Genomic DNA, 25269 nt, shown 5'->3' with positions numbered 1-25269 from the left:
CCCGCACCATCCGGTGCGGGGCCCCTTCTCGTACGTACGGAGCTGGGCGCGTGGACCGCTGCTCAGGCAGAGGCCTTCTTGGCGCCGGAGAAGGCGGCGAAGGCGGCGATGGCGAAGAACAGGAAGGTCAGGCCGTCCTTGGTCTCGCTCCACGCCTCGGTGAGCAGACCGAACTCCTCCAGGAAGAGGTCCGTGGCGGAGACGTTCAGCTGCTTGGACAGCAGGACCGCGATGCCCACGAGCTGACCGAGGTAGACGGCTCCCAGGGCCAGCACCGCGCTGACGACCGGCAGGACGGGGTTGCGGCCGCCGACCTTGCCGGCCACGAGGCCGACGAGGAAGCCGACGCCGACCGCGGCCCAGCCGATCTCGCGCTCGACGCCGCCGATGAGGGCGCCGTAGGCACCGGCCGTGACGAGGGCCGTGACCAGGGCGGCGACGAGGCCGAGCGCCAGGTTGTCGCGGGTGGGCGCGGGCGGCGGGGCGACCGGGTACTGCTGGGGTGCGACGCCGTCGGCGAACGGGTTGCCGGGCGGCGGAACGGGCTGGCTCATGCTGTGGATCCCCCCAGGGACGGAAGCCGCACGTGTGTGCGTGCGAGAGGCCCGGAGGCTAGCAGTCGGCTGTGACAGTGCGACAGGGATTTCCGCCGGTCGTGCAGGTCAGAGACGGTGGGCGGTGCCCGTGGGGGTGGCGCCCCGGGTGTCGAGGAGGAGTTGGGCCTTCACCGCGAGGCCCTGGAGGTCGTAGGTGCGGTGCTGCTGGAGCAGGACGGTCAGGTCCGCGTGGGCGGCGGCCTCGTAGAGGGAGTCCGCGCGGGGGACGGGGAGGTCGCGGACGCGCCAGTCGGGGACGTGGGGGTCGTGGTAGCTGACGGCCGCGCCGAGGTCCATGAGACGGCGGGCGATCTCGTCGGCGGGGGATCCCTGGCGGTCGGGGAGGTCGGGCTTGTACGTGATCCCCAGGAGCAGGACGCGGGCGCCGCGGGCCGATTTGCCGTGCTCGTTGAGGAGGGTCGCGGCGCGCTGGACGACGTACTGCGGCATGCGCTCGTTGACCTGACCGGCGAGTTCGACGAGACGGAGGGGGCGGTGGGCGCCGACCGTGTCGACGGGCACGCCGTGGCCGCCGACCCCCGGTCCCGGGCGGAAGGCCTGGAAGCCGAAGGGCTTGGTCTCGGCGCAGCGGATGACGTCCCACAGGTCGACGCCGAGTTCGTGGCAGAGCACCGCCATCTCGTTGACCAGGGCGATGTTGACGTGCCGGAAGTTGGTCTCCAGGAGCTTGACCGTCTCCGCCTCGCGGGGGCCACGCGCGCGTACCACCTTGTCGGTGAGCCGGCCGTAGAAGGCAGCCGCCGATTCGGTGCAGGCGGGGGTGAGGCCGCCGATCACCTTGGGGGTGCCGGCGAAGCCGTGGGTACGGCTGCCGGGGTCGAGGCGGCCGGGGGAGTACGCGAGGTGGAAGTCGCGCCCCGCGCGGAGGCCCGAGCCCGTTTCGAGGACGTCGCGGAGCAGGCCCTCGGTGGTGCCCGGGGGGACCGGGGACTCGAGGAGGACGGTGGTGTGCGGGCGCAGCCGGGCGGCGAGCGCGCGGGCCGCGTCGGTGACGGCGGTGAGGTCGAGCGTGTGGTCGGGGCCGAGGGGGGTGGGGGCGCACAGGACGGCGGTGCGGACCCGGCCGAGCTCGGCGGGGTCGGTGGTCGGCCGGAAGCCCCCCGAGAGCATCCGGCGGATCTCCGGGACGGTGAGCGAGCCGTCGACCGGGGAGCGCCCCGCGGCGAGTTCGGCGACGGGGCGGGGGTCGGTGTCGTAGCCGATGGTGTCGACACCGGCGGCGGTGGCGGCCTGGGCCAGGGGGAGTCCGTGGTGGCCGAGGCCGATGACGGCGAGGTCAGCGGGCATGGGGGGTGGGCCGTCCTTCCCAGTAGCCGGAGGGGACGCGACGCGCAAGCCCGGTGGACAGAACGGGTCGAGCGCAATGTCAGACTAGGCGTAAATATGACCGACATGTCGCATTGTGATGCCGAAGGTTGCCGAGTGTTATCCACAGGTCGGCGGCGAGGCGGTGGCTGAAGTCGCCGGGGAGGGACAGAATCGAGCTGTGAGCCGGACCGCATGGCCCGGTTCACGTGCTGGGACGACGGGGACGACGGGAGGCTGCACCGTGAGGACAGCGAAACTGGGACCCGCCGAGCGCGCCGAAGCGCTCGCGGCCATGGCCGAGCGAGAGCTGGACATGCTGGTCGTCGGCGCCGGAGTGGTCGGCGCGGGGACGGCCCTCGACGCCGCCACGAGAGGCCTCTCCACCGGCATCGTCGAGGCGCGCGACTGGGCCTCCGGCACCTCCAGCCGGTCCAGCAAGCTCATCCACGGCGGCCTGCGCTACCTGGAGATGCTGGACTTCGCCCTCGTGCGGGAGGCCCTCAAGGAGCGCGGACTGCTCCTGGAGCGGCTCGCACCCCACCTGGTGAAGCCGGTTCCCTTCCTCTATCCGCTCCAGCACAAGGGCTGGGAGCGGTTCTACGCCGGCTCCGGCGTCGCGCTGTACGACGCGATGTCGCTCTCCTCGGGCCACGGCCGCGGCCTCCCCGCCCACCGGCACCTCTCCCGGCGGGGTGCCCTGCGGGTCGCCCCCTGCCTCAGGAAGGACGCCCTCGTCGGCGCCCTCCAGTACTACGACGCCCAGATGGACGACGCCCGCTTCGTCACCACCCTGGTGCGCACCGCCGCCTCCTACGGCGCACTGGCCGCCAGCCGGGCCCGCGTCGTCGGCTTCCTGCGCGAGGGCGAGCGGGTCGTCGGGGCCCGCGTCCAGGACGTCGAGGCCGGGGCGGAGTACGAGATCCGGGCCAAGCAGATCGTCAACGCCACCGGAGTGTGGACCGACGACACCCAGGCACTCATCGGCGAGCGCGGCCAGTTCCACGTCCGCGCCTCGAAGGGCATCCACCTCGTCGTCCCCAAGGACCGGATCCACTCGTCCACCGGACTCATCCTGCGCACCGAGAAGTCCGTGCTCTTCGTCATCCCGTGGGGGCGGCACTGGATCGTCGGCACCACCGACACCGAGTGGGACCTCGACAAGGCCCATCCCGCCGCGTCCAGCGCCGACATCGACTACCTCCTGGAGCATGTGAACACCGTGCTCGCCACCCCGCTCACCCGGGACGACGTGGAGGGCGTCTACGCCGGCCTCCGGCCGCTGCTCGCCGGCGAGTCGGACGCCACGAGCAAGCTCTCGCGCGAGCACACCGTCGCCCACCCGGTCCCCGGCCTGGTCGTGGTCGCGGGCGGCAAGTACACGACGTACCGCGTGATGGCCAAGGACGCCGTCGACGAGGCCGTGCACGGCCTCGACCAGCGGGTCGCTCCCTGCGTCACCGAGGACACCCCGCTCCTCGGCGCCGAGGGCTACCGGGCCCTGTGGAACGCGCGGGCGAGGATCGCCGCGCGGACCGGCCTCCACGTCGTCCGGGTGGAGCATCTCCTCAACCGCTACGGATCCCTGACGGAACAGATCCTCGACCTCATCGCCGAGGACCCCGGACTCGCGGAACCGCTCGCGGCCGCCGACGACTACCTCCGCGCCGAGATCGTCTACGCCGCCTCCCACGAGGGCGCGCGCCACCTCGACGACGTCCTCACCCGGAGGACCAGAATCTCCATCGAGACCTTCGACCGGGGCACCCTCAGCGCCCGCGTCTGCGCCGAGCTGATGGCGCCGGTCCTGGGCTGGGACGAGCACCAGATCGAGAAGGAGATCGAGCACTACGAGAAGCGGGTCGAGGCGGAACGGGAGTCGCAGCGGCAGCCCGACGACCTCACCGCGGACGCCGCACGGCTCGGCGCGCCGGACATCGTGCCGATCTGACGGGACGTCCGGTCGCCCGCAGGTGGGAACCTGGGGGGTGTGCGGGGGCGTCGTCATTCCGGAGTACGGACCCGGGGGCGGCACCCGTCCCGAGGTGAGGGACAATGGCCTCTCTTCCAGGGCGGGTTACCGCATCGCGCGGGAAGCGGCAGACGCGGCGAAGATCAGGGATCGCAGAGGGGACGCATGTCGGAGGCGGAGCAGTCGCGGGACACGGCGAAGGACCCCAGGCGGGACGCCGCCGCGGGGGCCGCGACCGACGGCGACCGAGGAGCGGTCCCGGCCGCACGTGAAGCGGCGCGGGCCGCGAAGGACGCGCAGGTCAGGCAGGGTGCGGACGACGCATCCGAGGGTCGGCGGCCAGAAGTACGGGACGGGGACGTCCGGGATTCGGGCACGTCGGACCCGGAGGTCCGGGACTCGGACGTTCGGGGCGTGAAGGACGTTCAGGACGCCCCGGGCGTCGGGGACGTGAAGGACGTTCAGGACGTTCGGAGCGCCAAGAGCCCCACGGACCCCCGGGACCCGAAGGGCTCCGCGGGCGAGCCGTCCGGGGCCGGGGCGGGCTCCGGCGCGCGCCGGAGCGAGGACGTCTCCGCCGCCGGGCGGCTGCGGGGGACCGAGCCGTCCACCGGACGGGCCGGGTTCGGCGCGGGCGACGGTGACGGCGAGAGCGACCGCCGGACGCAGACCGGCACCGCACGCGGCGGCGACCGGGGGCGCAAGGCCCCGGTCAACGAGGGACGGCTGCTCGCCGGCCGCTACCGGCTCGGCGGGGTTCTCGGCCGCGGCGGCATGGGCACCGTGTGGCGCGCGGTCGACGAGACGCTCGGCCGGACCGTCGCCGTCAAGGAACTCCGGTTCCCCACCAGCATCGACGAGGACGAGAAGCGCCGCCTCATCACCCGGACCCTGCGCGAGGCGAAGGCCATCGCCCGGATCCGCAACAACGGCGCCGTCACCGTGTACGACGTCGTCGACGAGGACGACCGTCCGTGGATCGTCATGGAGCTCATCGAGGGCAAGTCCCTCGCCGACGCCGTGCGCGAGGACGGCACGCTCACGCCCCGGCGCGCCGCCGAGGTCGGGCTCGCCATCCTCGACGTGCTCCGTTCGGCGCACCGTGAGGGCATCCTGCACCGCGACGTGAAGCCGTCCAACGTGCTGATCGCCGAGGACGGCCGGGTCGTCCTCACCGACTTCGGCATCGCCCAGGTGGAGGGCGATCCCTCGATCACCTCCACCGGCATGCTCGTCGGCGCCCCCTCGTACATCTCCCCGGAGCGGGCCCGCGGCCACAAGCCCGGCCCGGCCGCCGACATGTGGTCGCTCGGCGGACTCCTGTACGCGGCGGTCGAGGGCAGCCCGCCGTACGACAAGGGTTCCGCCATCGCCACCCTCACGGCGGTGATGATCGAGCCGGTCGACCCGCCGAAGAACGCGGGACCCGAGCTGGAGAAGGTCATCTACGGCCTTCTCGCCAAGGACCCGGCCCAGCGGCTCGACGACGCCCGCGCGCGGGTCCTGCTGATGGCCGTGCTCGACGCGCCCGAGGTGGCGCCGCCGGTCTCCCCCGAGGTCACCAGGGTCGTACCGCTGCCGCCGCGACCCGAGCAGGCGCCGGTGGGGCCGGTCGCCGACCTCGGCAGGACGCCCGACGCGTCCACCGACCGAATGCGGGGCGCGCTGAACTCCGTCCGCAACGCGGCGGCCTCCGTGAAGCCCGAGTCGAAGTCCTCGTCGGTGACGGGCGCGAGGACGGGCGCGGCCCCCACCTCTCCGCGGGGTACCGGCAGACCGGCGACGGCCCGCGCGCCGCTGACCGACGTCGTACCCCGGCGCACGCTGGTGATCATCGCCGCGGTCGCCGTTCTCGCCCTGCTCGGGACGATCCTCGCGGTCTCCCTCGGCGGTGGCGACGACGACAAGCAGGGCAAGGGGAACGGCGGCACCGCGGCCTCGGCCGGAGCCTCGGCCGGCGGTGACGGTGCTGACGGCGGCTCCGACGGAGGCAAGGGCCAGACGCCCGGCGGCCCCGGCCAGCAGGGCGGCGCACAGCCCGGCGACACCGGCTCCACCGGGTCGACGGGCGCCGACGGCACGACGGGCTCCACGGGGTCCACGGGGTCGACCGGCAACGGCGTCACGCCGTCCGGCAAGCCCGGCGGCGGCAAGGGTACGCAGCTGCCCGCGGGCTACACCCTGGTCACCAACGAGCGCTTCCACTTCTCCATGGCGATGCCCTCCGGGTTCGAGGTCCGGTCGATACCGGGCTACAGCGGTGGCGGGATATTCAGTGAGAGCGGCGGCTTCCCGCGCATCCAGGTCGACTTCAACGCCAGTCCGAAGGACGACGCGGCGGCCGCCTGGGAGCTGGGCAAGATCGGCGTGGCCGCCACCAGCAAGGGCTACAAGCACTTCGGCATCCGGACGGTCTCGTACAAGGGCTACCCGACGGTCGCCGACTGGGAGTTCGAGCGCGTCCAGCAGGGCATGCGCGTCCATGTGCTCAACCGCGGCTTCAAGGTGGACGCCCGGCACGGCTACTCCATCATGGTCAGCTGCAAGGCGGACGAGTGGAACGGCGCGGAGTGCAAGACGCTGCGGGAGACCGCGTTCGCCACGTTCAGCCCCAAGGACTGACCGTCGCACGTATCGTGAAGGTCCGACGACCGTACGCAGCCGAACAGAGCCGTTGACTGCACGGTGTCGGACCGGAATTGACGGACTCGCGTGATCCCGCTCGATCCCGAGGGATCCGCGGGTCCACGGGGGACAGCGTGCGCGCGTGGGGAGGCGTCGTGGACGACTACGCGGGAAGGGTGCTCGCGGACCGCTACCGCCTGCCGTTGCCGCCGGCGGACGCGGACGCGGACGACCTGGCGGAGACGCGCGCCTTCGACACGTTCAGCGGGCAGGAGGTCCTGGTCCGCCAGGTGCCGCTGCCGGAGTTCGTGGACGCCGAGGTGCTCGACGGCGAGGCCGCTCACGCCGGTGCTCACGGCGGCGCGGGCCGGGCGACCCGCCGCCCGGCCGAGCCCGTCGTGCGGCGGGCGATCGAGGCGGCCCAGGCCGCCGCGCAGATCCCCGACCACCCCCTCCTCGACCAGGTCTTCGACGTGTTCGCGGAGGCCGGCTCGCTCTGGATAGTGAGTGAGCGCGTCGCGGCCCGGCCACTGGCCGCGCTCCTCGCCGAGCGGCCCCTCAACCCGTACCGGGCGGCCGAGATCGGCGCCGACGTCCTCACCGCCCTGCGCGCGCTCCACGCCCACGGCTGGGTGCACCGGAACATCACCGCGCGGACCGTGCTCGTCTGCGACGACGGGCGGGTGGTCCTCACGGGCCTCGCGGTCGGCGCCGCGGAGGAGGCCCTCTGCGGGTACGCGCCCGTACCCGAGGCGGAACCGGACGAGCCGCCCGCCTGGCCGGCGCCGGTGGAGGAGTACGAGGCGCGGGAGTACGGCACCGTGGAGTACGGCTCCGCCGCGTACGAGTCCGGTGAGTACGGCACCGAGCTGTACGAGGCGGAGGTGTACGAGGAGGGCGAGGAGCGGATCCCCTACGGGGAGACGGAGTACGGGACCGAGTACGGGACCGGGTACGGGGCCGAGTACGGGGCCGAGTACGGGGCCGAGTACGGGACTGACCCGGACGAGGACCGGGTCGTCGAACCGGCCGACGACCCGGTCGAGGAGACCGGGGACGAGCCGCAAGCGCGCACGGAGCCCGAGTACGGCTACCGCTACGGCCACGCCCACGACCCGGACCACGACCACGGAGCCGGGTCGGCCTACGCGCTCGACCCCGGCACCTACGACGAGCCCGGCCCCTACGCACCCGAACCCGACGCGTACGCCGCCGAGTCCGGGGACGGCTCCTACGACGAGCCCGTCACCGGCCCGCCCGCGCCCAGGACCTACGCCTCCGGCTTCGGTCCGGACGACGACACGGCCCCCCCCTACGGGACCGCCCCCGACGGATACGGCACCGATCCCTACGGCCGCTCGGTGCCGCCGCCCACCGCCGGGACACAGCCCGCGGCCGCGCCGCCCGCCGCGGACGTACGCGCCGCGCGAGCCGGAGCGATCGCCGCCTACCGTGCCGGTGCGCGCGCCGCGGCCCGGCTCGGTGAGACCGGGGCGCTCCCCGCCCAGCGCCCCGCGCCGGCGGTTCCGCCCGAGCCGCCCCCGGCGCCGACCGCCCAGGCGGCCGGTGCGCCCGAGCCGCAGTGGTGGGCGCGGGTGGCGGACGACGACGAGGACGACGAGGACGACGGCGACGAGCCGTACGGCGGCGGGTCGGCCTCCGGCCCGCGGTCGGGTCCGCCGCCGCGCGTGATGCTGGCCGGCAGCTGGAGCGACGGTCCGCACGCCTCGCGGGACGGCTCCGGGCCGATACCGGCCGGAGGCGGTTCGGGGCCCGGACGCGGCCCCGTGCTGCCCGGTTCGGGCCGCCCGGCGCTGCCCGCCGGGTACACGGCCGCGACCCCGGACCCCACGCGCCTCCCCGTCCCCACGGGTGCCCGCGGGGAGGTACGGGAGCGGGTCGCCGTCCCCGCGGGGGTGGACCGGGGCCCCACGACGAGGCTGGCCGCCGAGCGGGCCCGGCAGACCCGGATCGCGGTCGTCGGCGCCGTCACCGAACGCTGGGCACCCGAACAGGCGGGTCCCGTCCACGAGAACTGGCGTCTCGCCGCGCCCATCGGCCCCGCCACCGACCTGTGGGCGCTCGGCGCGCTCCTCTACCGGGCCGTCCAGGGGCACGCCCCCTACCCGGAGGACAGCGCCGCCGAGCTCGTCCAGCTGGTCTGCGCCGAGCCGCCCGCGTTCGCCGAGGAATGCGGACCGCTGCGCCCGGTCGTGGAGTCCCTGCTGCGTCAGGACCCCACCGAGCGCCCCGACTTCGAGGAGCTGCGCGGCTGGCTGCGTTCCCTCGTGCGCTCGGCCCCGGAGCCGGAGGCCGGTCTCGGAGTCGTACCGCTGCCGTCCTTCGACGAGACACGGCTGCCGATCGTGCGCCGGCGCGGCGAACTGGTGCGCCGCAGGCGCGGGGGCGCGGGACGCCACCGCCACAAGCGCGGCAAGGACCCGCGCCCTCCGGCCCGCCACGAGGACGTCCGGGGGCGCGAGCGCGAGCCCGCGCCCGTACAGGCGCCTGCCCGCGAGGAGTTCCCCGAGGATTTCCGGGACTCGTTCCACGAGGAGATTCCGCAGCGCGCGTCCCGGTCGCCGCGCGCGGGCCGTCCGTCGTCCTCCCGGCAGTCGGGCTCCCCGCACACCCTGGGCCGTACGCTTCTGGTCCTCGTCGTCCTCCTGCTCGGCGGGGCCGTCGCGTACGCCGTGCTCTTCATGCCCGGTGACGGGGAGACGTCCGGGAAGCCGAACGGCGCGACCACTCCCACCGCCGGGCGCACCCCCGGCGGTTCCGCGCCGGCCACGAGCCGTCCGCCCGCGACCACGGCGCCGCCCGCGACGCCGCGGACCACCCCGCCGGCCGCGGATCCCTCGGCGCCCGTGCTCGCCGCCGGGTACGCGCTGCGTCAGGACCCCGAGGGGTTCCGGATCGGCGTACCGGACGGCTGGCGGCGCAGCGCCATCAACGACGCCGGGCAAGTGCGCTACTCCAGGGGCGACTTCACGATGATCGTGGTGCCCGGCCGGGACAGCGTCCGCGACAACGGTTCCGACCCGGTGGAGTACCAGAACGCCAAGGAGCGCGAGCTGGAGCCGTGGCGGGCGTCGAGCTGGTCCCGGGTGGAGGAGACGCGCCGGATCGACATCGGCACGACGGCGACGGCCACGGGCAGTTACGTGTGGCTCGACAGCACGGGACGCGAGGTGTACGTCCGCAACCTGGCCCTGATCAGCGGCGGCAGGTACCACGTCGTCCAGGTCATCGGCCCGGACGGCGCGCGCCGCAAGGTCTCCGAGATCTTCGACGAGGCCACGAAGGGCTTCCGTCCGGGGCGCTGAACCGGACGGAACGGACGGGTGCGCCCCCGGTGCGCCGGAAATGCCCACCGGCCCCCGGTCACAGTGCTGTTCCTATGACAGCCCCGAGGTTCCGTCGCCCGTACCCCCCTCCGTAACCTGGCATCCGAAGGAACGGGCGGGGGCAAGTGGAACATTCTCAGAGCACAGGGGCGGGGCTGTTGCTCGCCGGTCGCTACCGGCTGGGCGAGTCCATCGGACGCGGCGGCATGGGCAAGGTCTGGCGGGCGCACGACGAGGTGTTGCACCGCGTCGTGGCGGTGAAGGAGTTGACGGCCGGCCGCTTCGTGGCGGAGGCCGACCGGCTCGTGCTCCACGCCCGTACGCAGAAGGAGGCGCGGGCCGCCGCGCGGATCACCCACCCGGGTGTGGTGACCGTCCACGACGTTCTGGAGCACGACGACCGGCCGTGGATCGTGATGCAGTACGTCGACGGGCCCTCGCTCGCCGACGCCGCCAAGGAGAAGGGCCCGATCGATCCCCACGAGGCGGCCAGGATCGGGCTGCACGTCCTCGGCGCGCTGCGCGCCGCGCACGCGGCCGGGGTGCTGCACCGGGACGTCAAGCCGGGCAACGTCCTGCTGGCGCGCGACGGGCGGGTCCTGATCACCGACTTCGGGATCGCGGCGATCGAGGGGGACGCGACGATCACCCGAACCGGTGAACTCGTCGGCTCCATCGACTATCTGGCGCCCGAGCGGGTGCGGGGCGGCGACCCCGGCCCGGCCTCCGACCTCTGGTCGCTCGGGGCCACCCTCTACACGGCGGTGGAGGGCACCTCCCCGTTCCGACGCACCTCCCCGATCAGCACCATGCAGGCCGTGGTGGCCGAGGAGCCGCCGTACCCGGAGAAGGCCGGGCCGCTGGCCCCCGTCATCGTGGCGCTGCTGCGCAAGGACCCGGAGCAGCGGCCGAAGGCCGACGAGGCCGGCCGGATGCTGCTCGACGCGATGGAGGGGCGTACGCCGGAGGCCGCACAGGCGTACGTGCCGACCCAGCGGGTGGCCAGGGAGGACCTGGACCCGGTGGGGGACGGTTCGGCCTTCGGCCTCGACCTGGTGGAGCTGAGCGAGGACGACGACGGGGCGGGCGCTCGGGACGCCACGGGTCCGACGGGCGCCTCCCGTCCGTCCGCGCCGGTCCGTACCGCCCAGTGGCCGCAGCCGCCGCAGTCGGTCGAGCCCCGCTCGCCGTCGCACCCGCCCGTCTCTCCGGTCACGGTGGTGCCGACGGCCGCGCCCCCCGCGCAGGCCTCCGGCCGTGGCCGCTGGCGTACCGCCGTCCTGGCGGCCCTGCTCGCCGGACTCGTCGCGGGCGGTGCCGTCTTCGCCGCCATGCAGTACACGGGCGGTGGCCGCGAGGGCGCGCGGCCCACGGTCACCGGACCGTCCTCCTCCGGTGCCGCCACCCGAGGCGCCGGGAGCGACCTGCCGGCCGGCTGGAAGCGCGTCAAGGACCGGGAGGGCTTCAGCCTCGCCGTACCCGAGGGCTGGAAGCGGCAGACCGAGGGCGACAACATCGACTACACCCCGGACAACGGCCGCCACCGCATCCGGATCAACATCGACCCCAGCCCCGACTTCGAGAACCCGTACATGCACGCCCTCGACCTGGAACGCACGGTGGAGAAGCGGATGACCTACAACCGGGTCAAGCTCGGCCAGACCACCTACCGCGACCAGGTCCGCGCCTGCCAGTGGGAGTTCACCTGGATGGAGAAGCGGGACTTCCCCGGGCCGCGGCACGCGATCGACCTCATGTACTACGGCGAGGACGGCACGGAGTACGCGATCTACATGTCCTCGCCGGAGTCGAGCTGGGAGACCACCCGGGAGCAGTTCGACATCGTCCTCCAGTACTGGCGGGCACCGGGCGAATGAACCGGTGGGCGGGACCGCCGGAGGGGACCCGCGCGGGGCGTCGGAAATTCTCCACGACGGGCCTCCGTATGTCATAAGCCCCTGATCAGGGCTTATATGCCAGTGATCGCTGGCGCGATGTGCGCACCCGGTGAAAACGCGTTACCGACGGGTACCCAAAGGGCGGAACGCCGCCTACGCTCGCCCTCATGACGGACTCGCAGGCCCCCGCCGCCCTCTCGGTTCCCGACGCCCCCGCCGCGCAGGCCGGAGTCGCCGCGCCCGCCGCGGCCACCAACCCGGTCGCGCCCGCGCCCGCCGGCGCCCGCACCGCCGCCGACGTCGTGACGCCCGACGTGATCGCCCGGCTCACCCGCGGCGTCGTCGGCTCCGGCCGCACCGCCAACCACACCCCCTTCACCGGGGCGAAGCTGGCGGACCTGCCCGAGTCCACCCCCGAGGACGTCGCCGAGGCCTTCAGCCGCGCGCGCGCCGCCCAGACCGTCTGGGCCGCCACCCCGGTCAAGACCCGCGCCGCCGTCCTGCTGCGCTTCCACGACCTCGTCCTCCAGCGGCAGTCCGAGGTCCTCGACCTCATCCAGCTGGAGACCGGCAAGGCGCGTCTGCACGCCCACGAGGAGGTGCAGGCGGTCGCCGTCGCCGCCCGCCACTACGGCCGCAAGGCCCCCTCCTACCTGCGCCCCCGTCATCACACCGGTGTCGTCCCGACCCTCACCAAGGTCACCGAGCTCCGCCAGCCGCGCGGGGTCGTCGGCCAGATCGCGCCCTGGAACTACCCGCTGGAGCTCTCCGTCGGCGACGCGCTCCCCGCCTTCGTCTCGGGCAACGCCGTCGTCATGAAGCCCGACACGGAGACCGCGCTCACCGCGCTCTGGGCCCGTGACCTGCTCATCGAGGCCGGACTGCCCGCCGAGGTCTTCCAGGTCGTCCTCGGCGAGGGCCCGGTCGTCGGCCCCGAGGTCGTCAAGCACGCCGACTACGTCTCCTTCACCGGCTCCACCCGCACCGGCCGCGAGGTCGCCCAGGGCGCCGCCGCCCGGCTCGTCGGCGTCTCCCTCGAACTCGGCGGCAAGAACGCGATGCTCGTCCTCAAGGACGCCGACATCGAGAAGGCCGCCGCCGGAGCCGTCCGCGCCTGCTTCTCCTCCGCCGGCCAGCTCTGCATCTCCATCGAGCGCCTCTACGTGCACGAGTCGATCGCCGACGCCTTCCTCGACCGCTTCGCCGCCCGCACCAAGGCCATGCGGCTCGGTGGCTCCCTCGCGTACGGGGCGGACATGGGCTCCCTCGTCGGCGAGCGCCAGCTGGAGACGGTCACGAAGCACGTCGACGAGGCCGTCGCCAAGGGCGCCACGCTCGTCGCGGGCGGCGTCGCGCGCCCCGACATCGGCCCCCTCTTCTACGAGCCGACCATCCTCGACGGCGTCGAGGCCCCGATGGCGGTCTGCGGCGAGGAGACCTTCGGCCCGGTCGTCTCGATCTACCGCTTCACCGACGAGGACGAGGTCGTCGACCTCGCCAACGCCACCCCGTACGGCCTGAACTCCTCCGTCTGGACGAAGGACTCCCGTCGCGGCCACGCCGTCGCGGCCCGGCTGCGCACCGGCACGGTCAACATCAACGAGGGGTACGCCCCCGCCTACGGCAGCGTCCAGTCCCCGATGGGCGGCATGAAGGACTCCGGTCTCGGCCGTCGGCACGGCTCCGAGGGCATCCTCAAGTACACCGAGGCCCAGACCGTCGCCCAGCAGCGGCTGATGCCGCTCGCGCCCTCCTTCGGGATGGACGACGAGAAGTACGCCGCGTTCATGAGCGTGTCCCTGAAGGCGATGAAGGCCCTGCGTCTGCGCTGAGCCCCCGCTCCGCCTCCGCACCCCCGACCGTCCCTTTTCGTACGAGGAGAGCCATGACCGCGGTACCCCCTACCCAAAATCAGGAGCAGACGGAGGACGAGGCGTACGACTACGACGTCCTCGTCGTCGGTTCCGGCTTCGGCGGTTCGGTCACCGCCCTCCGGCTCACCGAGAAGGGCTACCGGGTCGGCGTCCTGGAGGCGGGGCGCCGCTTCACCCGCGAGACCCTGCCGAAGAACTCCTGGGACGTGAAGAACTTCCTGTGGGCCCCCGCCCTCGGCCTCTACGGCATTCAGCGGATCCACCTGCTGGGCAACGTCATGGTGCTGGCCGGCGCGGGCGTCGGCGGCGGCTCCCTGAACTACGCCAACACCCTCTACGAGCCGCTCGCGCCGTTCTTCGACGACCCGCAGTGGAAGGACATCACGGACTGGCGCGAGGAGCTGGGCCCCTACTACGACCAGGCCAAGCGGATGCTCGGCGTCCGGATCAACCCGACCATGACCCCGTCGGACGTCCACCTCAAGGCGACCGCGCAGAGCATGGGCATCGGCGACACCTTCCACATGGCGCCCGTCGGAGTGTTCTTCGGGGACGGACAGGACGGCGACGGCACGGCAAAGGCGAAGCCGGGCGGCGAGGTGCCCGACCCGTTCTTCGGCGGGGCCGGACCCTCCCGCAAGGCCTGCACCGAGTGCGGCGAATGCATGACCGGCTGCCGGCACGGCGCCAAGAACACCCTGAACGAGAACTACCTCCACCTCGCCGAGAAGGCGGGCGCGGCCGTCCATCCCATGACCTCGGTCGTCGCGGTCACCGAGGACTCGCGGGGCGGCTACGCCGTCAAGACCCTCCCCTCCGACAACCGGAGGAAGGGCAAGGGCCGTACCTTCACGGCCCGCAAGGTCGTCATCGCCGCCGGCACGTACGGCACCCAGACCCTGCTGCACCGGATGAAGGACACCGGACTGCTGCCCCGGATCTCGTCCCGGCTCGGCGAGCTGACCCGTACCAACTCCGAGGGCCTCGTCGGCTCGCAGACCACCGACCGGCGCTACCGGAAGAGGCACGGCAAGGAGAAGGCCGACTTCACCCGCGGCGTCGCCATCACCTCCTCGATCCACCCCGACGAGAACACCCACATCGAGCCCGTCCGGTACGGCAAGGGCTCCAACTCGATGGGCGCGCTGACGATCCTCCAGGTGCCGTACGGCGCACACCGGGTCCGCAGGTGGCTGCTCGAAATCGTCAAGCACCCCGCACTCGCGGCCCGCTCGCTGTCCAACCGGCGCTGGTCGGAGCGGACCATCATCGGCCTCGTCATGCAGTCCCTGGACAACTCCCTGACGACCTACCGCAAGCCGGGCGGCGTCGGCAAGGGCCTGCTCACCGCCCGCCAGGGCCACGGGGCCCCCAACCCGACGCAGATCGAGGCCGCGACCAAGGCCGCCACCCTCCTCGCCGAGGAGATCAACGGCTTCGCCGGCTCCAACGTCGGCGAGCTGATGGGCACCCCGCTCACCGCCCACTTCCTCGGCGGCTGCCCGATCGGCGCGGACGCCGAGTCCGGTGTCATCGACCCGTACCACCGGCTCTTCGGCCACCCGGGAATCTCCGTCGTCGACGGCGCGGCCGTCTCCGCGAATCTCGGCGTGAACCCGTCGCTGACGATCACCGCGCAGGCGGAACGGGCGATGTCCTTCTGGCCGAACAAGGGCGAGGAGGACCCGCGACCGCGACAGGGCGAGGCGTACGCGCGGATCTCGGCGGTCGAGCCCAAGTCCCCCGCGGTCCCGGCCGAGGCCTTCGGCGCGCTGCGGCTGCCGTTCCTCGGGATGCCGGTGGTTCCGCCGAAGGCGTCGTGACCGAACGCGGGCGAGCCGACGCAGGTCGTCGCAGGTCGTCGCAGGTGAAGCGACACCGGCGAGCCGGCACAGGTCCGATGCGGGCTCGATACAGGTAAGGGGCGCTGCACCCCCCTCCGAGTGCAGCGCCCCCACCAGCTTTGGTGTTGCTGCATAGATGACCCGCGACCGGCGGAGAAGGTTGTAGCCGTTGCACAGGATCTTCGTGTGACGCGCGTCACGTCAGTGGCCGGTCGGGCGGGTGCACGCGGGCGAGGGCCCCGTGGCGCGATTCCGGTCGCGGCACGGGGCCCTCGGGGGTCGGCACCGGTGTCAGGGCAGCGGCGGCGCCGAGCGGGGCGGCGCCGGGGGGTCGCGCCGCGTGGGGAAGGGGACGGGACGGGGTTCGGGGGTACCGCACGGTGTGAGGTCTCGGGTCCGCCGCGACGGAAAGAGCCGGTTGCGGCCGGCCCCGGGCGTCCCCGGGACCGACCGCTCCTTCTGGGCGACCGGGCTGCTGTCCCCTGCTGTCCGGTCACAAGCGCTGGTGCGAGGTCCCACGACGTACCGGAGGTACGCCACACGCCCCAGCGAAGCCACGCGTGGTTTCTTACGGGCCCGCCCCTGGCTGGCACGGACACCCGGACCAACGAAGCCGGGCCGGAGCCGGTCACGCGCCGTACGGGTGAGAGCGGGCCCGAACTCAGATCCGGGAACGCACCCGGACCGGACGGGGCCCTTCTCAGATGCGGCCCCGGCAGAGCTCCAGCATCGTCATCGCGAGGGACGTACCCGGCTTGCCCAGCGCGTCCCTGTAGTGACCGAGGACCTCCATCTCGCGAGCCAGGTTCACCCGGCGGCCCCCGGAGGAGATCCGCGACTCCTGGATGACGGCCGAGACGGCCATCCGTTCCTGGATGAGACCGATGATCCGGTCGTCGAGCGCGTCGATCCGCTCACGGGCGTCACCGATCAGCGTCGCCGCTTCGGCGGTGCGGGCGCCGGTCTTCTCGGGGGTGGCGGTGTTCGTCGTCATAACGGGGCTCCTGGGGTGTCGGAGGCCCTGGGGAAACCGGCCCGGGAACGACAGAACGCCCCGGGCTGTCAGCCCGGGGCGCCTGGGAAGTCGCTTGTCAGTTGCTCAAGCAGCACGACCATGGCAGCCGGTGGGCCGGTTGCCATAGGTAAAGACGAAGGTCGTGAGCTTACGCATGGCGACAGTATGGACCCCTCCGCCCGACCGGAGCCAACCCGGGTTCGGATGGTGAGACGAAAAGCGCCACCGGCGCGCCGGTAGAATCGACAAATAGCACCCCCCTTCGGGGGACCCTCCTCCTACCGCCGGAAGGCCGCCGTAGTGTCATCAGCGACCCCCGCTGCCGCGCCCGACGTCACCAACCCGGACGTAGTCCTCGTTGTCGACTTCGGCGCCCAGTACGCCCAGCTCATCGCCCGCCGAGTCCGCGAGGCCCGGGTCTACAGCGAGATCGTCCCGTCCACCATGCCGGTGGCCGAGATGCTGGCCAAGAACCCGAAGGCGATCATCCTCTCCGGCGGCCCGTCCTCGGTGTACGCCGAGAACGCCCCCCGCCTCGACCGCGAGATCTTCGAGGCGGGCGTCCCCGTCTTCGGTATGTGCTACGGCTTCCAGCTGATGGCGACGACCCTCGGCGGCACCGTCGACAACACCGGCGCCCGCGAGTACGGCCGGACCCCGCTGCACGTCTCCAGGGCCGGCTCCACCCTCTTCGAGGGCACCCCGGTCGAGCAGTCCGTGTGGATGTCGCACGGCGACGCCTGCTCCGCCGCCCCCGAGGGCTTCTCCGTCACCGCGTCCACGGACGTCGTGCCGGTCGCCGCCTTCGAGAACGACGAGAAGAAGCTGTACGGCGTCCAGTACCACCCCGAGGTGCTGCACTCCACGCACGGCCAGCAGATCCTGGAGCACTTCCTCTACCGCGGCGCCGGCATCGAGCCCACCTGGACCACGGGCAACGTGATCGAGGAGCAGGTCGCGGCCATCCGCGCCCAGGTCGGCGACAAGCGCGCCATCTGCGGTCTCTCCGGCGGCGTCGACTCCGCCGTGGCCGCCGCCCTCGTGCAGAAGGCCATCGGCTCGCAGCTCACCTGCGTGTACGTCGACCACGGCCTCATGCGCAAGGACGAGACCGAGCAGGTCGAGAAGGACTTCGTCGCCGCCACCGGCGCCAACCTGAAGGTCGTCGACGCGCAGGAGCGCTTCCTCGCCGCCCTCGCCGGGGTCTCCGACCCGGAGACCAAGCGGAAGATCATCGGTCGCGAGTTCATCCGCGTCTTCGAGCAGGCGCAGCTGGAGATCCTCCAGGAGGAGGGCCCCGAGGTCGCCTTCCTCGTCCAGGGCACCCTGTACCCGGACATCGTCGAGTCCGGCGGCGGCACCGGCACCGCCAACATCAAGTCCCACCACAACGTGGGCGGCCTCCCCGAGGACCTGGAGTTCGAGCTCGTCGAGCCGCTGCGCCAGCTCTTCAAGGACGAGGTCCGCATGGTCGGCCAGGAGCTCGGCCTGCCCGAGGAGATCGTCCAGCGCCAGCCGTTCCCCGGCCCCGGCCTCGGCATCCGCATCGTCGGCGAGGTCACCAAGGAGCGCCTGGACCTGCTGCGCGAGGCCGACGCCATCGCCCGCGAGGAGCTCACCGCCGCCGGTCTCGACCGCGAGATCTGGCAGTGCCCGGTCGTCCTGCTCGCCGACGTCCGCTCCGTGGGCGTCCAGGGCGACGGCCGCACCTACGGTCACCCGATCGTGCTGCGTCCCGTCTCCTCCGAGGACGCGATGACGGCCGACTGGTCGCGTCTCCCGTACGACGTCCTCGCCAAGATCTCGACCCGCATCACCAACGAGGTCGCGGACGTCAACCGAGTCGTCCTCGACGTCACCAGCAAGCCGCCGGGCACCATCGAGTGGGAGTAGTCGCTCCCGCTCCCCGAGCCGACCGAAGCCGCCGCTCCCGCGCCCCTCGCGCGGGGCGGCGGCTTCGTCGTGCCCGGCCCCTCGCGAAGACGTCTTTCGATGCCGTCCGGACTCTGGTGACTTGACCGGCCGGGCGTTACCTTCCGGCGCATGAGCGTGATACCCGACCCCGTCCCCGTCGACCGGCTCCACTTCGCCATGCCGCCCGTCCACGCGACGGCCGAGGAGGAACGCACCCACCGCAAGCAGCGACTGGCGGGCGCGCTCCGGGTCTTCGGGCGGTTCGGGTACGAGGAGGGCGTCTCCGGTCACATCACCGCCCGCGACCCCGAATACACCGACTGCTTCTGGGTGAACCCCTTCGGGGCGCCGTTCGAGGAGGTGGCCGCGAGCGACCTCATCCTGGTCAACGGCGACGGGCAGGTCGTCCGGGGCGGCCAGCACGTCAACCAGGCCGCGTTCACCGTCCACGCCCAGGTGCACCGGGCCAGACCGGACGCCGTCGCCGTCGCCCACACCCACTCCCTCCACGGGCGGGCCCTCGCCGCGCTCGGCGAACTCCTCGACCCGATCACCCAGGAGGCCTGCGCCTTCTACCAGGACCACGCCCTCTACGACGCCTACACCGGCGTCACCGTGGACACCGAGGAGGGACGCCGGATCGCCGTCGCCCTCGGCACGTTCAAGGCGATCGTGCTCCGCAACCACGGACTGCTCACCGTCGGCACCTCCGTCGACGCGGCCGCCTGGTGGTTCATCGCCCTGGAGCGCTGCGCCCAGGTCCAGCTGGCCGCGCGGGCGGCCGGCAATCCGGTCCTCATCGACCACCGCGAGGCCCTCGCCACCCGCGAACAGCTCGGCAGCGACCTCGTCGCCTGGATCAACTACCAGCCGCTCTGGCGCAGGATCAGCCGAACGGAGCCCGAACTCCTGTAGTAACACCATCGCTTCACCCTTCTGTACGTCAATGGGATGGCTCGGCAATCACCCTCCGGCGGGGCGCACGAAGCAGGCGCGGAAGCCTCCGGTGCGACACAATTCCCTGAAAGCTACGGCTGGTTGACCCTTCGGGACGCGCCGGTACGTGTCGTGAAGCGAGGTCGGGAAGTGAGCACCGTGGCGGTTCAAGAGGCGAGACAGTACGGCGAGCACGCGACGGCCTGTGCCGGCTGCGCCCACTGCGGACAGGCCGGCCACCGTCGTGCCGTCGCCGCCTTCCTCGCCCGGCGCGACGAACTCGCCGCCGGGCACGGCGTTCCCGCCGCCGTCGCCCACTCCCCGGTCGCCGCCCGCCAGTGGGTCTCCGACGAGCTCGCCCAGTCCGCCCGCGCGGTGGCCGTCCACGGCCGGGAGGCCGGCGTGGCCTGGCTCGAGCGGGTACGGCGCGGAGGCCTCGGCACCGTCTGGGGCGCCGTCCTCGCCCTCCTCCTCGGCCAGGCACTCACCGCCATCGACGGCGGCTGGACCGGGGCCCGCACGGCCGGCCTCTGCACCGCCGTGGTCCTCGCCGTCCTGCTCAGCGCCGCCGCGCACGCCCACCGCTCCCGCGGAGGTCTCGTCGCCCCTCTGATCGGCGAGGACAACCGGCTCTCCACCACCCGTGCCGTCGCCGCCGCCTGGCTCCTCCTCCTCGGCTACACCCTCCTCTTCCTGGCCTTCCTGTCACCGGGCGCGACCGCCTTCGGTCTGGCCCGCGGCGCCGGTCTGCTGACCGCCCTCGCCCTGGTCTCCGCCGTCACCGTCACCGCCCGCCTCGTCGTCTCCGCGGGCATCGCCTCCCGCCGTCTCCAGAAGGTGCGCGCCGACCGCCCACGCGCCGCCGATCTGCTCTGCGACGACAGCGGCCGGGCCAACCTCGCCGACGTCCAGTACCTCCTCGCCTCCGGTTCCGTCCTGGCCCTCGCGGCCGTCGGGCTCGCCCGCGACCCCGCGGGGCTCCCCACCGTGCCCTGGTCCCTCGTGCTGCTCCTCGGCGTCTCGGCGGCCTGGCACCTCGCCGCGAAGTACACCGAGGGCGTCCGCCCCACGATCCACTCCGTGGTCCGGTCCCGGGAGGCCGGCGATCTCGACGCCCCGATCCGCACGGGCGACGACATCGAGATCCGCGGCTGCGGCTTCGTGCCGCCCGGCGCCGCCGCCCCCGACCCGCTGACCCGCCTCGTCGTCCGCATCGGCCCGGTCCACGCCCACGTCCCCCTGGTCCCGGTCCCGGGCGGCTTCGCCAACCCCACCGACGCCACCCTGACCGTCCCCCTCCCGGCGGACGTGGAACCGGGCCGCGTGGAGGTCTCGGTCGTGACAGCGGCGGGCGTCGAGACCAACAGCGTCACGATCGACGTCGTGGACTGACCCTCCGCACCGATCTCCCGGCCCCTCCCTTCCGGCGCCCCTTCTCTCGGCGCCTCCGGCGCCGCTCTCCTCCGGCCCCCTTTCTTACGGCCCCCTTCACGTATCCCCGGGGCGGTGGTGCGAGGAGAATCGTTCCGCGGACAGTCGTACGGGGCGAGGAAAGGTGGCCGACCATGACGGGACACGCGGACCGGGCGAACGGCACGGCCGACGGGACCGGCGGCGCGGGCGGCGTGGGCGGTGGGAGCGGTGCCGGCAGCGCGGGTGGCGCGGGTGCCGACGGCGTGGACGGTACCGGCGGCGTGGGTGGTGCCGGTGGTGCGGGCCGCCCCGGTGGTTCCGGTGCCTCGGGTGGCTCCGGCGGTTCGGGTGGCTCCGGCGGGCTCGACCGGTGGAAGGTCCTCGGCTCTCGCTACGCCCTCCTTCCCCTCCGGCTCTTCCTCGGCATCACGTTCATCTACGCCGGTCTCGACAAGCTCACCGACCCCGCCTTCTTCGCCGACACCGGCAGCGGTTCCATCGGCGAGACGATGCGCGGCGTCCGGGACACCTCGGCCATCCCCGCCCTGGTCGACCTCGCCCTCAACAGCCCCACCGGCTTCGGCTACGCCATCGCCTTCGGGGAGCTCGCCGTCGGCCTCGGAACCCTGGTGGGTCTCTTCGCCCGCCTGGCGGCGCTCGGGGGAGCCCTGATCTCCCTGAGCCTCTGGCTGACCGTGAGCTGGCAGGTGAACCCGTACTACCTCGGCAACGACCTCGCCTATCTGATGGCCTGGCTGCCGCTGCTGCTGGCCGGTGCGCCGGTTCTGTCGCTGGACCGGCTCCTCGCCGAGCGGCGCCGTATGCGATAGGCGACCCAGGTCGCCAGGCCGGCCAGGCCCAGGCCACCGCAGACGATCGGGATCGCCACGTACCACGGGGTCGTCCACGATCCCGCGGCGTCGCCCGCGTAGACCGTGGCCACGGCGAGGGCCGTCAGACCCGCGAGGAGACGGCCGGGCCGGAACTCATGAAGCAGCACGGGTGACCTCCACCTGTCCGATGCCGACCTCGAGAGAGAGGTCCAGGGTGCCCGCCGGGGTGGTCCCGGCCGGCGGGTTCAGCGTCCGCGTCACGTCGCGGTCCGGCGAGATGTCGATGTCGTTGGGCGGCTCACCGGGCAGCTGCAGATCTCCCAGCCCCACCTGGGCGCGCAGCGTGACGACCGCGTCCTTCGGGACGACGACCTTGAGCTGCCCCGCGCCCACCTCGACCGACGTCGAGACGGTCGTGCCCGCCGGGAGCGGGAGCCCCGCCAGATCGAGCATGCCGACCCCGGTGCCCACCTCGTATCGCGGCTGCACGGCGGCGGCGGACGCCGGTCTCCATGTCTCGCGGATCCAGTCCGTGGTGATCTGCTGGGGCAGCGCGGTGACCAGGACGAGCAGCCCCGCCGTGACGACGGTGTGGAAGACCGTGCCGAACCCGGTCCTGCCGAGGAAACTGCTGACGACCAGGCCGAGACCGAACACGGCGAGGGCGGCGACCAGACCGGTCTGCAGGCTTGTGCCCAGCGGCTGGGACTCCCAGGTCAGAGCGGTGCCGAGCACGGCCGCGCCCATGGCCAGCAGGAAGACGAGACCACCGATGGAACGCGGACTTCTCCGGATCGAGGGCTGGGGGCGCCCGGGGGCCGGGGGACCGGCACTCCACTGACTGCCGGGCTTCGGCACCTTGCCGTCCACCCGACCGTCCTCGTCCAGGATGCCGTGCGGCCCCCACAGATAGCCGACGGCCACCTTGCCCGTGGAACCGTCCTTGACGATCGGGTCCTTCCACCAGGACGTGAACTCGACCCGCGGCGGAGCCTTGGTCTCGGGCGGGGCCACGGCGACCGCGTGGGCGGCGGCCGCCGAATCCACCCGGCCCTCGGGCTCCACCGCACCGGACTGCCGGCGCCGCGACCAGACCGACGCCGCCGACACGACGAACGCCACCAGGAGCGCCGAGCCCAGCATCGTCCCGCTGTGCAGCATCGACAGGAAGATCCCGCAGCCCACCAGGGCCATCAATATGGCGGCCAGCGTGGCACCGGAGACACGGCCGGTCAGCAGTCTGCGCCCCTCGTTCTCCTCCTCGCCCGCGAGCGGGACCAGCAGCCAGGCGAAGCCGTAGAAGATCAGTCCGAGGCCTCCCGGCACCGCCAGCACACCGACCACGACGCGGAAGATCACCGGGTCCAGGTCGAAGTACCGGCCGAGGCCCCCACAGACACCGCCCACGACCTTGCTGTCGCGCGAGCGCCGCAGGGGCGGGGCGGGAACGGCCTCCGCCGGCGGCGGGGCCTCGTGCTGCGAAGGCATCGAACTCGTCATGCATCCATGGTGACGGCCCGTGATGCCGAGCGGCACCGGGGCCGACCCTGGCCCGACCCTGATATTCCGCGTCCCCTTCTCCCCGAGGCGGTACCAGGGGCGATCTCAGGGCGGACCCTGATGTCCCGGGCGGGCCGAACGTGTGACGATCGGTGCATGTCCGCAGCCGCTCGTGTCACCGACACCGACGAACCGCCCGTGCGCAGGCTCTACCGGAGCGCCGACGGGCGATGGCTCGGCGGTGTCGCGCGCGGCCTCGCCGGGCACCTCGGCCTCCCGGTCGTCTGGGTGCGCGTGATCTTCCTGGTGCTGTTCTTCATGGACGGCCTCGGCCTCCTGATCTACGCGGCCTTCTGGATCGTCGTCCCGCTCGGCGTCGGCGGCCGGACCGCCCCCCGCCCGGTCTTCGAGACCACTCCGGACGGGCGCCGCAGACTGCGCAAGCCCGACCGGGGACAGATCTTCGCCCTGATAGCCCTCGCGATCGGCGCCGCGGTCCTCGTCGGGAACATCAGTGTCGACAGTGGATCCGGCCGGTACATCTGGCCTCTGATCCTCGTCAGCGGCGGCGTCGCCCTGGTCTGGCGCCAGGCGGACAACGCCCGCCGGGCCAGCTGGACCGACGCGGGGGGCCACAGCCGGGCCTTCCATATCGTCAGAGGCCTCGTCGGTGTCGCCCTGGTCGGCACCGGCCTCGCGGTCTTCGTCGTGGTCCGCGGCTCCGTCGCCCAGCTCGGCACGGCCCTCACCGCCGCCGTCGCGGTCCTCACCGGCATAGCGCTGCTCGCCGGCCCGTGGCTGGTCCGGATGTCTCAGGACCTCACGGAGGAGCGGACCATGCGCATCCGCGCCCAGGAGCGCGCCGAGGTCGCGGCCCACGTCCACGACTCCGTGCTGCACACCCTGACCCTGATCCAGCGCAACGCCGAGGACGCGGGCGAGGTCCGCCGCCTCGCCCGTGCCCAGGAGCGGGAACTGCGGAACTGGCTCTACAAGCCCGAGGGCACGGGTAAGGACGAGGAGCCCGAGACCCTCGCGGAGGCGGTGAAGAAGGCCGCGGCCGAGGTCGAGGACAAGCACGGAGTCCCGATCGAGGTGGTCGTCGTCGGCGACTGCCCGCTCGACGAGGGACTGGTCGCGCAGATACAGGCCGCGCGCGAGGCGATGGTCAACGCCGCGAAGTACGGTGGCGAGGGCGGGGCCGTACAGGTGTACGCCGAGGTGGAGGGCCGCACGGTCTTCGTCTCGGTGCGGGACCGGGGGCCGGGCTTCGACCTGGACGCGGTGCCCGAGGACAGGATGGGCGTACGAGAATCGATCATCGGTCGGATGCAGCGCAACGGCGGCACGGCCCGGCTGCGGTCCGTGCCGGGCGGGGGCACCGAAGTGGAGCTTGAGATGGAGAGGGCGGACGGATGAGCGACGAGACCGGATCAGCGACCGGGGCCGAGTCGGGGGCGGCGGGCACGGAGCGTCGTGTGCGGGTGGTGCTCGTCGACGACCACCGGATGTTCCGTACGGGAGTGCAGGCCGAGATCGGCCGGACCGAGATCACCGGCGTCGAGGTGGTCGGTGAGGCCGCCGATGTCGACCAGGCGGTCACCGTCATCACGGCGACCCGCCCCGAGGTCGTCCTCCTCGACGTGCACCTGCCGGGTGGCGGCGGGGTCGAGGTGTTGCGGCGGTGCGTGAGCCTGATGGGTGCGGCGGAGGACCCGGTCCGCTTCCTTGCCCTGTCCGTCTCGGACGCGGCCGAGGACGTGATCGGGGTGATCCGCGGCGGTGCCCGTGGCTATGTCACCAAGACGATCACCGGCACCGACCTGGTCGATTCGATCTTCCGGGTCCAGGAGGGCGACGCCGTCTTCTCTCCCCGCCTCGCCGGATTCGTGCTGGACGCCTTCGCCTCGACGGACGCGCCGCCGGTGGACGAGGACATGGACCGGCTCACCCAGCGGGAGCGGGAGGTGCTGCGGCTGATCGCCCGCGGGTACGCGTACAAGGAGATCGCCAAGCAGCTCTACATCTCGGTGAAGACGGTCGAGTCGCACGTCTCGGCGGTGCTGCGGAAGCTCCAGCTCTCCAACCGCCACGAACTGACCCGCTGGGCCACCGCCCGCCGCCTGGTCTGAGCCGTCGGGTCCGGGCCCGACGGTCCGACCCGCCCGAGCCGTCG

At 72.9% G+C, this 25269-nt stretch carries 16 protein-coding genes; 12 read left to right on the top strand and 4 right to left on the bottom strand.

All coding sequences use genetic code 11. From position 1 onward, the window contains the following. Positions 1–62: 62 nt before the first annotated feature. Positions 63–554 carry a hypothetical protein gene (locus tag IE311_RS19150; RefSeq protein ID WP_189832931.1) on the bottom strand — a complete coding sequence of 164 codons (492 nt, stop codon included), beginning with the start codon at positions 552–554 and terminating at the stop codon, positions 63–65. A gap of 108 nt (positions 555–662) precedes the next feature. Beyond that, positions 663–1904, bottom strand: a complete 1242-nt coding sequence (locus IE311_RS19145) for a nucleotide sugar dehydrogenase (protein WP_189832930.1) — start codon at positions 1902–1904, stop codon at positions 663–665. A gap of 262 nt (positions 1905–2166) precedes the next feature. On the opposite strand from IE311_RS19145, the gene IE311_RS19140 reads away from it, so the two are divergent. The 6 genes from IE311_RS19140 (at position 2167) to IE311_RS19115 (ending at position 15461) form a co-directional block, all read left to right on the top strand. After that, positions 2167–3873, top strand: a complete 1707-nt coding sequence (locus IE311_RS19140; RefSeq protein ID WP_189832929.1) for a glycerol-3-phosphate dehydrogenase/oxidase — start codon at positions 2167–2169, stop codon at positions 3871–3873. 186 nt (positions 3874–4059) lie between these two features. Further along, a complete protein-coding gene (locus tag IE311_RS19135) occupies positions 4060–6516 on the top strand; it encodes a serine/threonine-protein kinase (RefSeq protein WP_189832928.1) in 2457 nt (818 codons plus the stop codon). Between the two features lie 158 nt (positions 6517–6674). Continuing rightward, positions 6675–9845 (top strand): protein kinase, encoded by a 3171-nt coding sequence (locus IE311_RS19130; protein WP_189832949.1) that lies wholly within the window; start codon positions 6675–6677, stop codon positions 9843–9845. A gap of 146 nt (positions 9846–9991) precedes the next feature. Continuing rightward, positions 9992–11743 carry a serine/threonine-protein kinase gene (locus IE311_RS19125; RefSeq protein ID WP_189832927.1) on the top strand — a complete coding sequence of 584 codons (1752 nt, stop codon included), beginning with the start codon at positions 9992–9994 and terminating at the stop codon, positions 11741–11743. Between the two features lie 188 nt (positions 11744–11931). Further along, complete coding sequence (locus tag IE311_RS19120) at positions 11932–13596, top strand: succinic semialdehyde dehydrogenase (RefSeq protein WP_189832926.1); 1665 nt, start codon at positions 11932–11934, stop codon at positions 13594–13596. Between the two features lie 53 nt (positions 13597–13649). Beyond that, a complete protein-coding gene (locus tag IE311_RS19115; protein WP_189832925.1) occupies positions 13650–15461 on the top strand; it encodes a GMC family oxidoreductase in 1812 nt (603 codons plus the stop codon). A gap of 721 nt (positions 15462–16182) precedes the next feature. Here IE311_RS19115 and IE311_RS19110 read toward each other — a convergent pair. Beyond that, a complete protein-coding gene (locus tag IE311_RS19110; protein WP_189832924.1) occupies positions 16183–16476 on the bottom strand; it encodes a chorismate mutase in 294 nt (97 codons plus the stop codon). A gap of 321 nt (positions 16477–16797) precedes the next feature. On the opposite strand from IE311_RS19110, the gene guaA reads away from it, so the two are divergent. From guaA to IE311_RS19090, 4 genes are all read left to right on the top strand, one after another. Beyond that, the gene (gene guaA, locus IE311_RS19105; protein ID WP_189832923.1) at positions 16798–18390 is read left to right on the top strand and encodes a glutamine-hydrolyzing GMP synthase; all 1593 of its coding nucleotides are present in this window, start codon (positions 16798–16800) and stop codon (positions 18388–18390) included. Positions 18391–18540: 150 nt separating this feature from the next. Then, positions 18541–19326: a class II aldolase/adducin family protein gene (locus tag IE311_RS19100; RefSeq protein ID WP_189832922.1), complete on the top strand. Its 786-nt coding sequence runs from the start codon at positions 18541–18543 to the stop codon at positions 19324–19326. 180 nt (positions 19327–19506) lie between these two features. Further along, the gene (locus IE311_RS19095; RefSeq protein ID WP_373313897.1) at positions 19507–20739 is read left to right on the top strand and encodes a hypothetical protein; all 1233 of its coding nucleotides are present in this window, start codon (positions 19507–19509) and stop codon (positions 20737–20739) included. Positions 20740–21041: 302 nt separating this feature from the next. Next, complete coding sequence (locus tag IE311_RS19090; protein WP_189832948.1) at positions 21042–21590, top strand: DoxX family protein; 549 nt, start codon at positions 21042–21044, stop codon at positions 21588–21590. Between the two features lie 156 nt (positions 21591–21746). Here IE311_RS19090 and IE311_RS19085 read toward each other — a convergent pair whose 3' ends face one another. Beyond that, complete coding sequence (locus IE311_RS19085) at positions 21747–23093, bottom strand: PspC domain-containing protein (RefSeq protein ID WP_189832920.1); 1347 nt, start codon at positions 23091–23093, stop codon at positions 21747–21749. A gap of 156 nt (positions 23094–23249) precedes the next feature. Between IE311_RS19085 and IE311_RS19080 the strand changes: the two genes are divergently transcribed. Both IE311_RS19080 and IE311_RS19075 read left to right on the top strand, forming a co-directional pair. After that, the gene (locus IE311_RS19080) at positions 23250–24512 is read left to right on the top strand and encodes an ATP-binding protein (RefSeq protein WP_189832919.1); all 1263 of its coding nucleotides are present in this window, start codon (positions 23250–23252) and stop codon (positions 24510–24512) included. Beyond that, positions 24509–25225, top strand: coding sequence for a LuxR C-terminal-related transcriptional regulator (locus tag IE311_RS19075; protein ID WP_189832918.1), 717 nt, complete (start codon positions 24509–24511; stop codon positions 25223–25225). Before IE311_RS19080 ends, IE311_RS19075 begins: the two co-directional genes overlap by 4 nt. The last annotated feature ends 44 nt before the right edge of the window (positions 25226–25269 follow it).

Origin of the sequence: Streptomyces zaomyceticus (assembly GCF_014656215.1) — a bacterium.
Lineage (GTDB): Bacteria > Actinomycetota > Actinomycetes > Streptomycetales > Streptomycetaceae > Streptomyces > Streptomyces zaomyceticus.
Note: the sequence above shows the minus strand (reverse complement) of the source record. Positions and strands in the feature narration are given on the sequence as shown.

Bases quoted from the DNA above. Each gene is read 5' to 3' on its own strand.
- IE311_RS19150 (WP_189832931.1), bottom strand. From the start codon at position 554: ATGAGCCAGCCCGTTCCGCCGCCCGGCAACCCGTTCGCCGACGGCGTC.
- IE311_RS19145 (WP_189832930.1), bottom strand. From the start codon at position 1,904: ATGCCCGCTGACCTCGCCGTCATCGGCCTCGGCCACCACGGACTCCCC.
- IE311_RS19135 (WP_189832928.1), top strand. From the start codon at position 4,060: ATGTCGGAGGCGGAGCAGTCGCGGGACACGGCGAAGGACCCCAGGCGG.
- IE311_RS19120 (WP_189832926.1), top strand. From the start codon at position 11,932: ATGACGGACTCGCAGGCCCCCGCCGCCCTCTCGGTTCCCGACGCCCCC.
- IE311_RS19115 (WP_189832925.1), top strand. From the start codon at position 13,650: ATGACCGCGGTACCCCCTACCCAAAATCAGGAGCAGACGGAGGACGAG.
- IE311_RS19110 (WP_189832924.1), bottom strand. From the start codon at position 16,476: ATGACGACGAACACCGCCACCCCCGAGAAGACCGGCGCCCGCACCGCC.
- IE311_RS19100 (WP_189832922.1), top strand. From the start codon at position 18,541: ATGAGCGTGATACCCGACCCCGTCCCCGTCGACCGGCTCCACTTCGCC.
- IE311_RS19085 (WP_189832920.1), bottom strand. From the start codon at position 23,093: ATGACGAGTTCGATGCCTTCGCAGCACGAGGCCCCGCCGCCGGCGGAG.
- IE311_RS19080 (WP_189832919.1), top strand. From the start codon at position 23,250: ATGTCCGCAGCCGCTCGTGTCACCGACACCGACGAACCGCCCGTGCGC.
- IE311_RS19075 (WP_189832918.1), top strand. From the start codon at position 24,509: ATGAGCGACGAGACCGGATCAGCGACCGGGGCCGAGTCGGGGGCGGCG.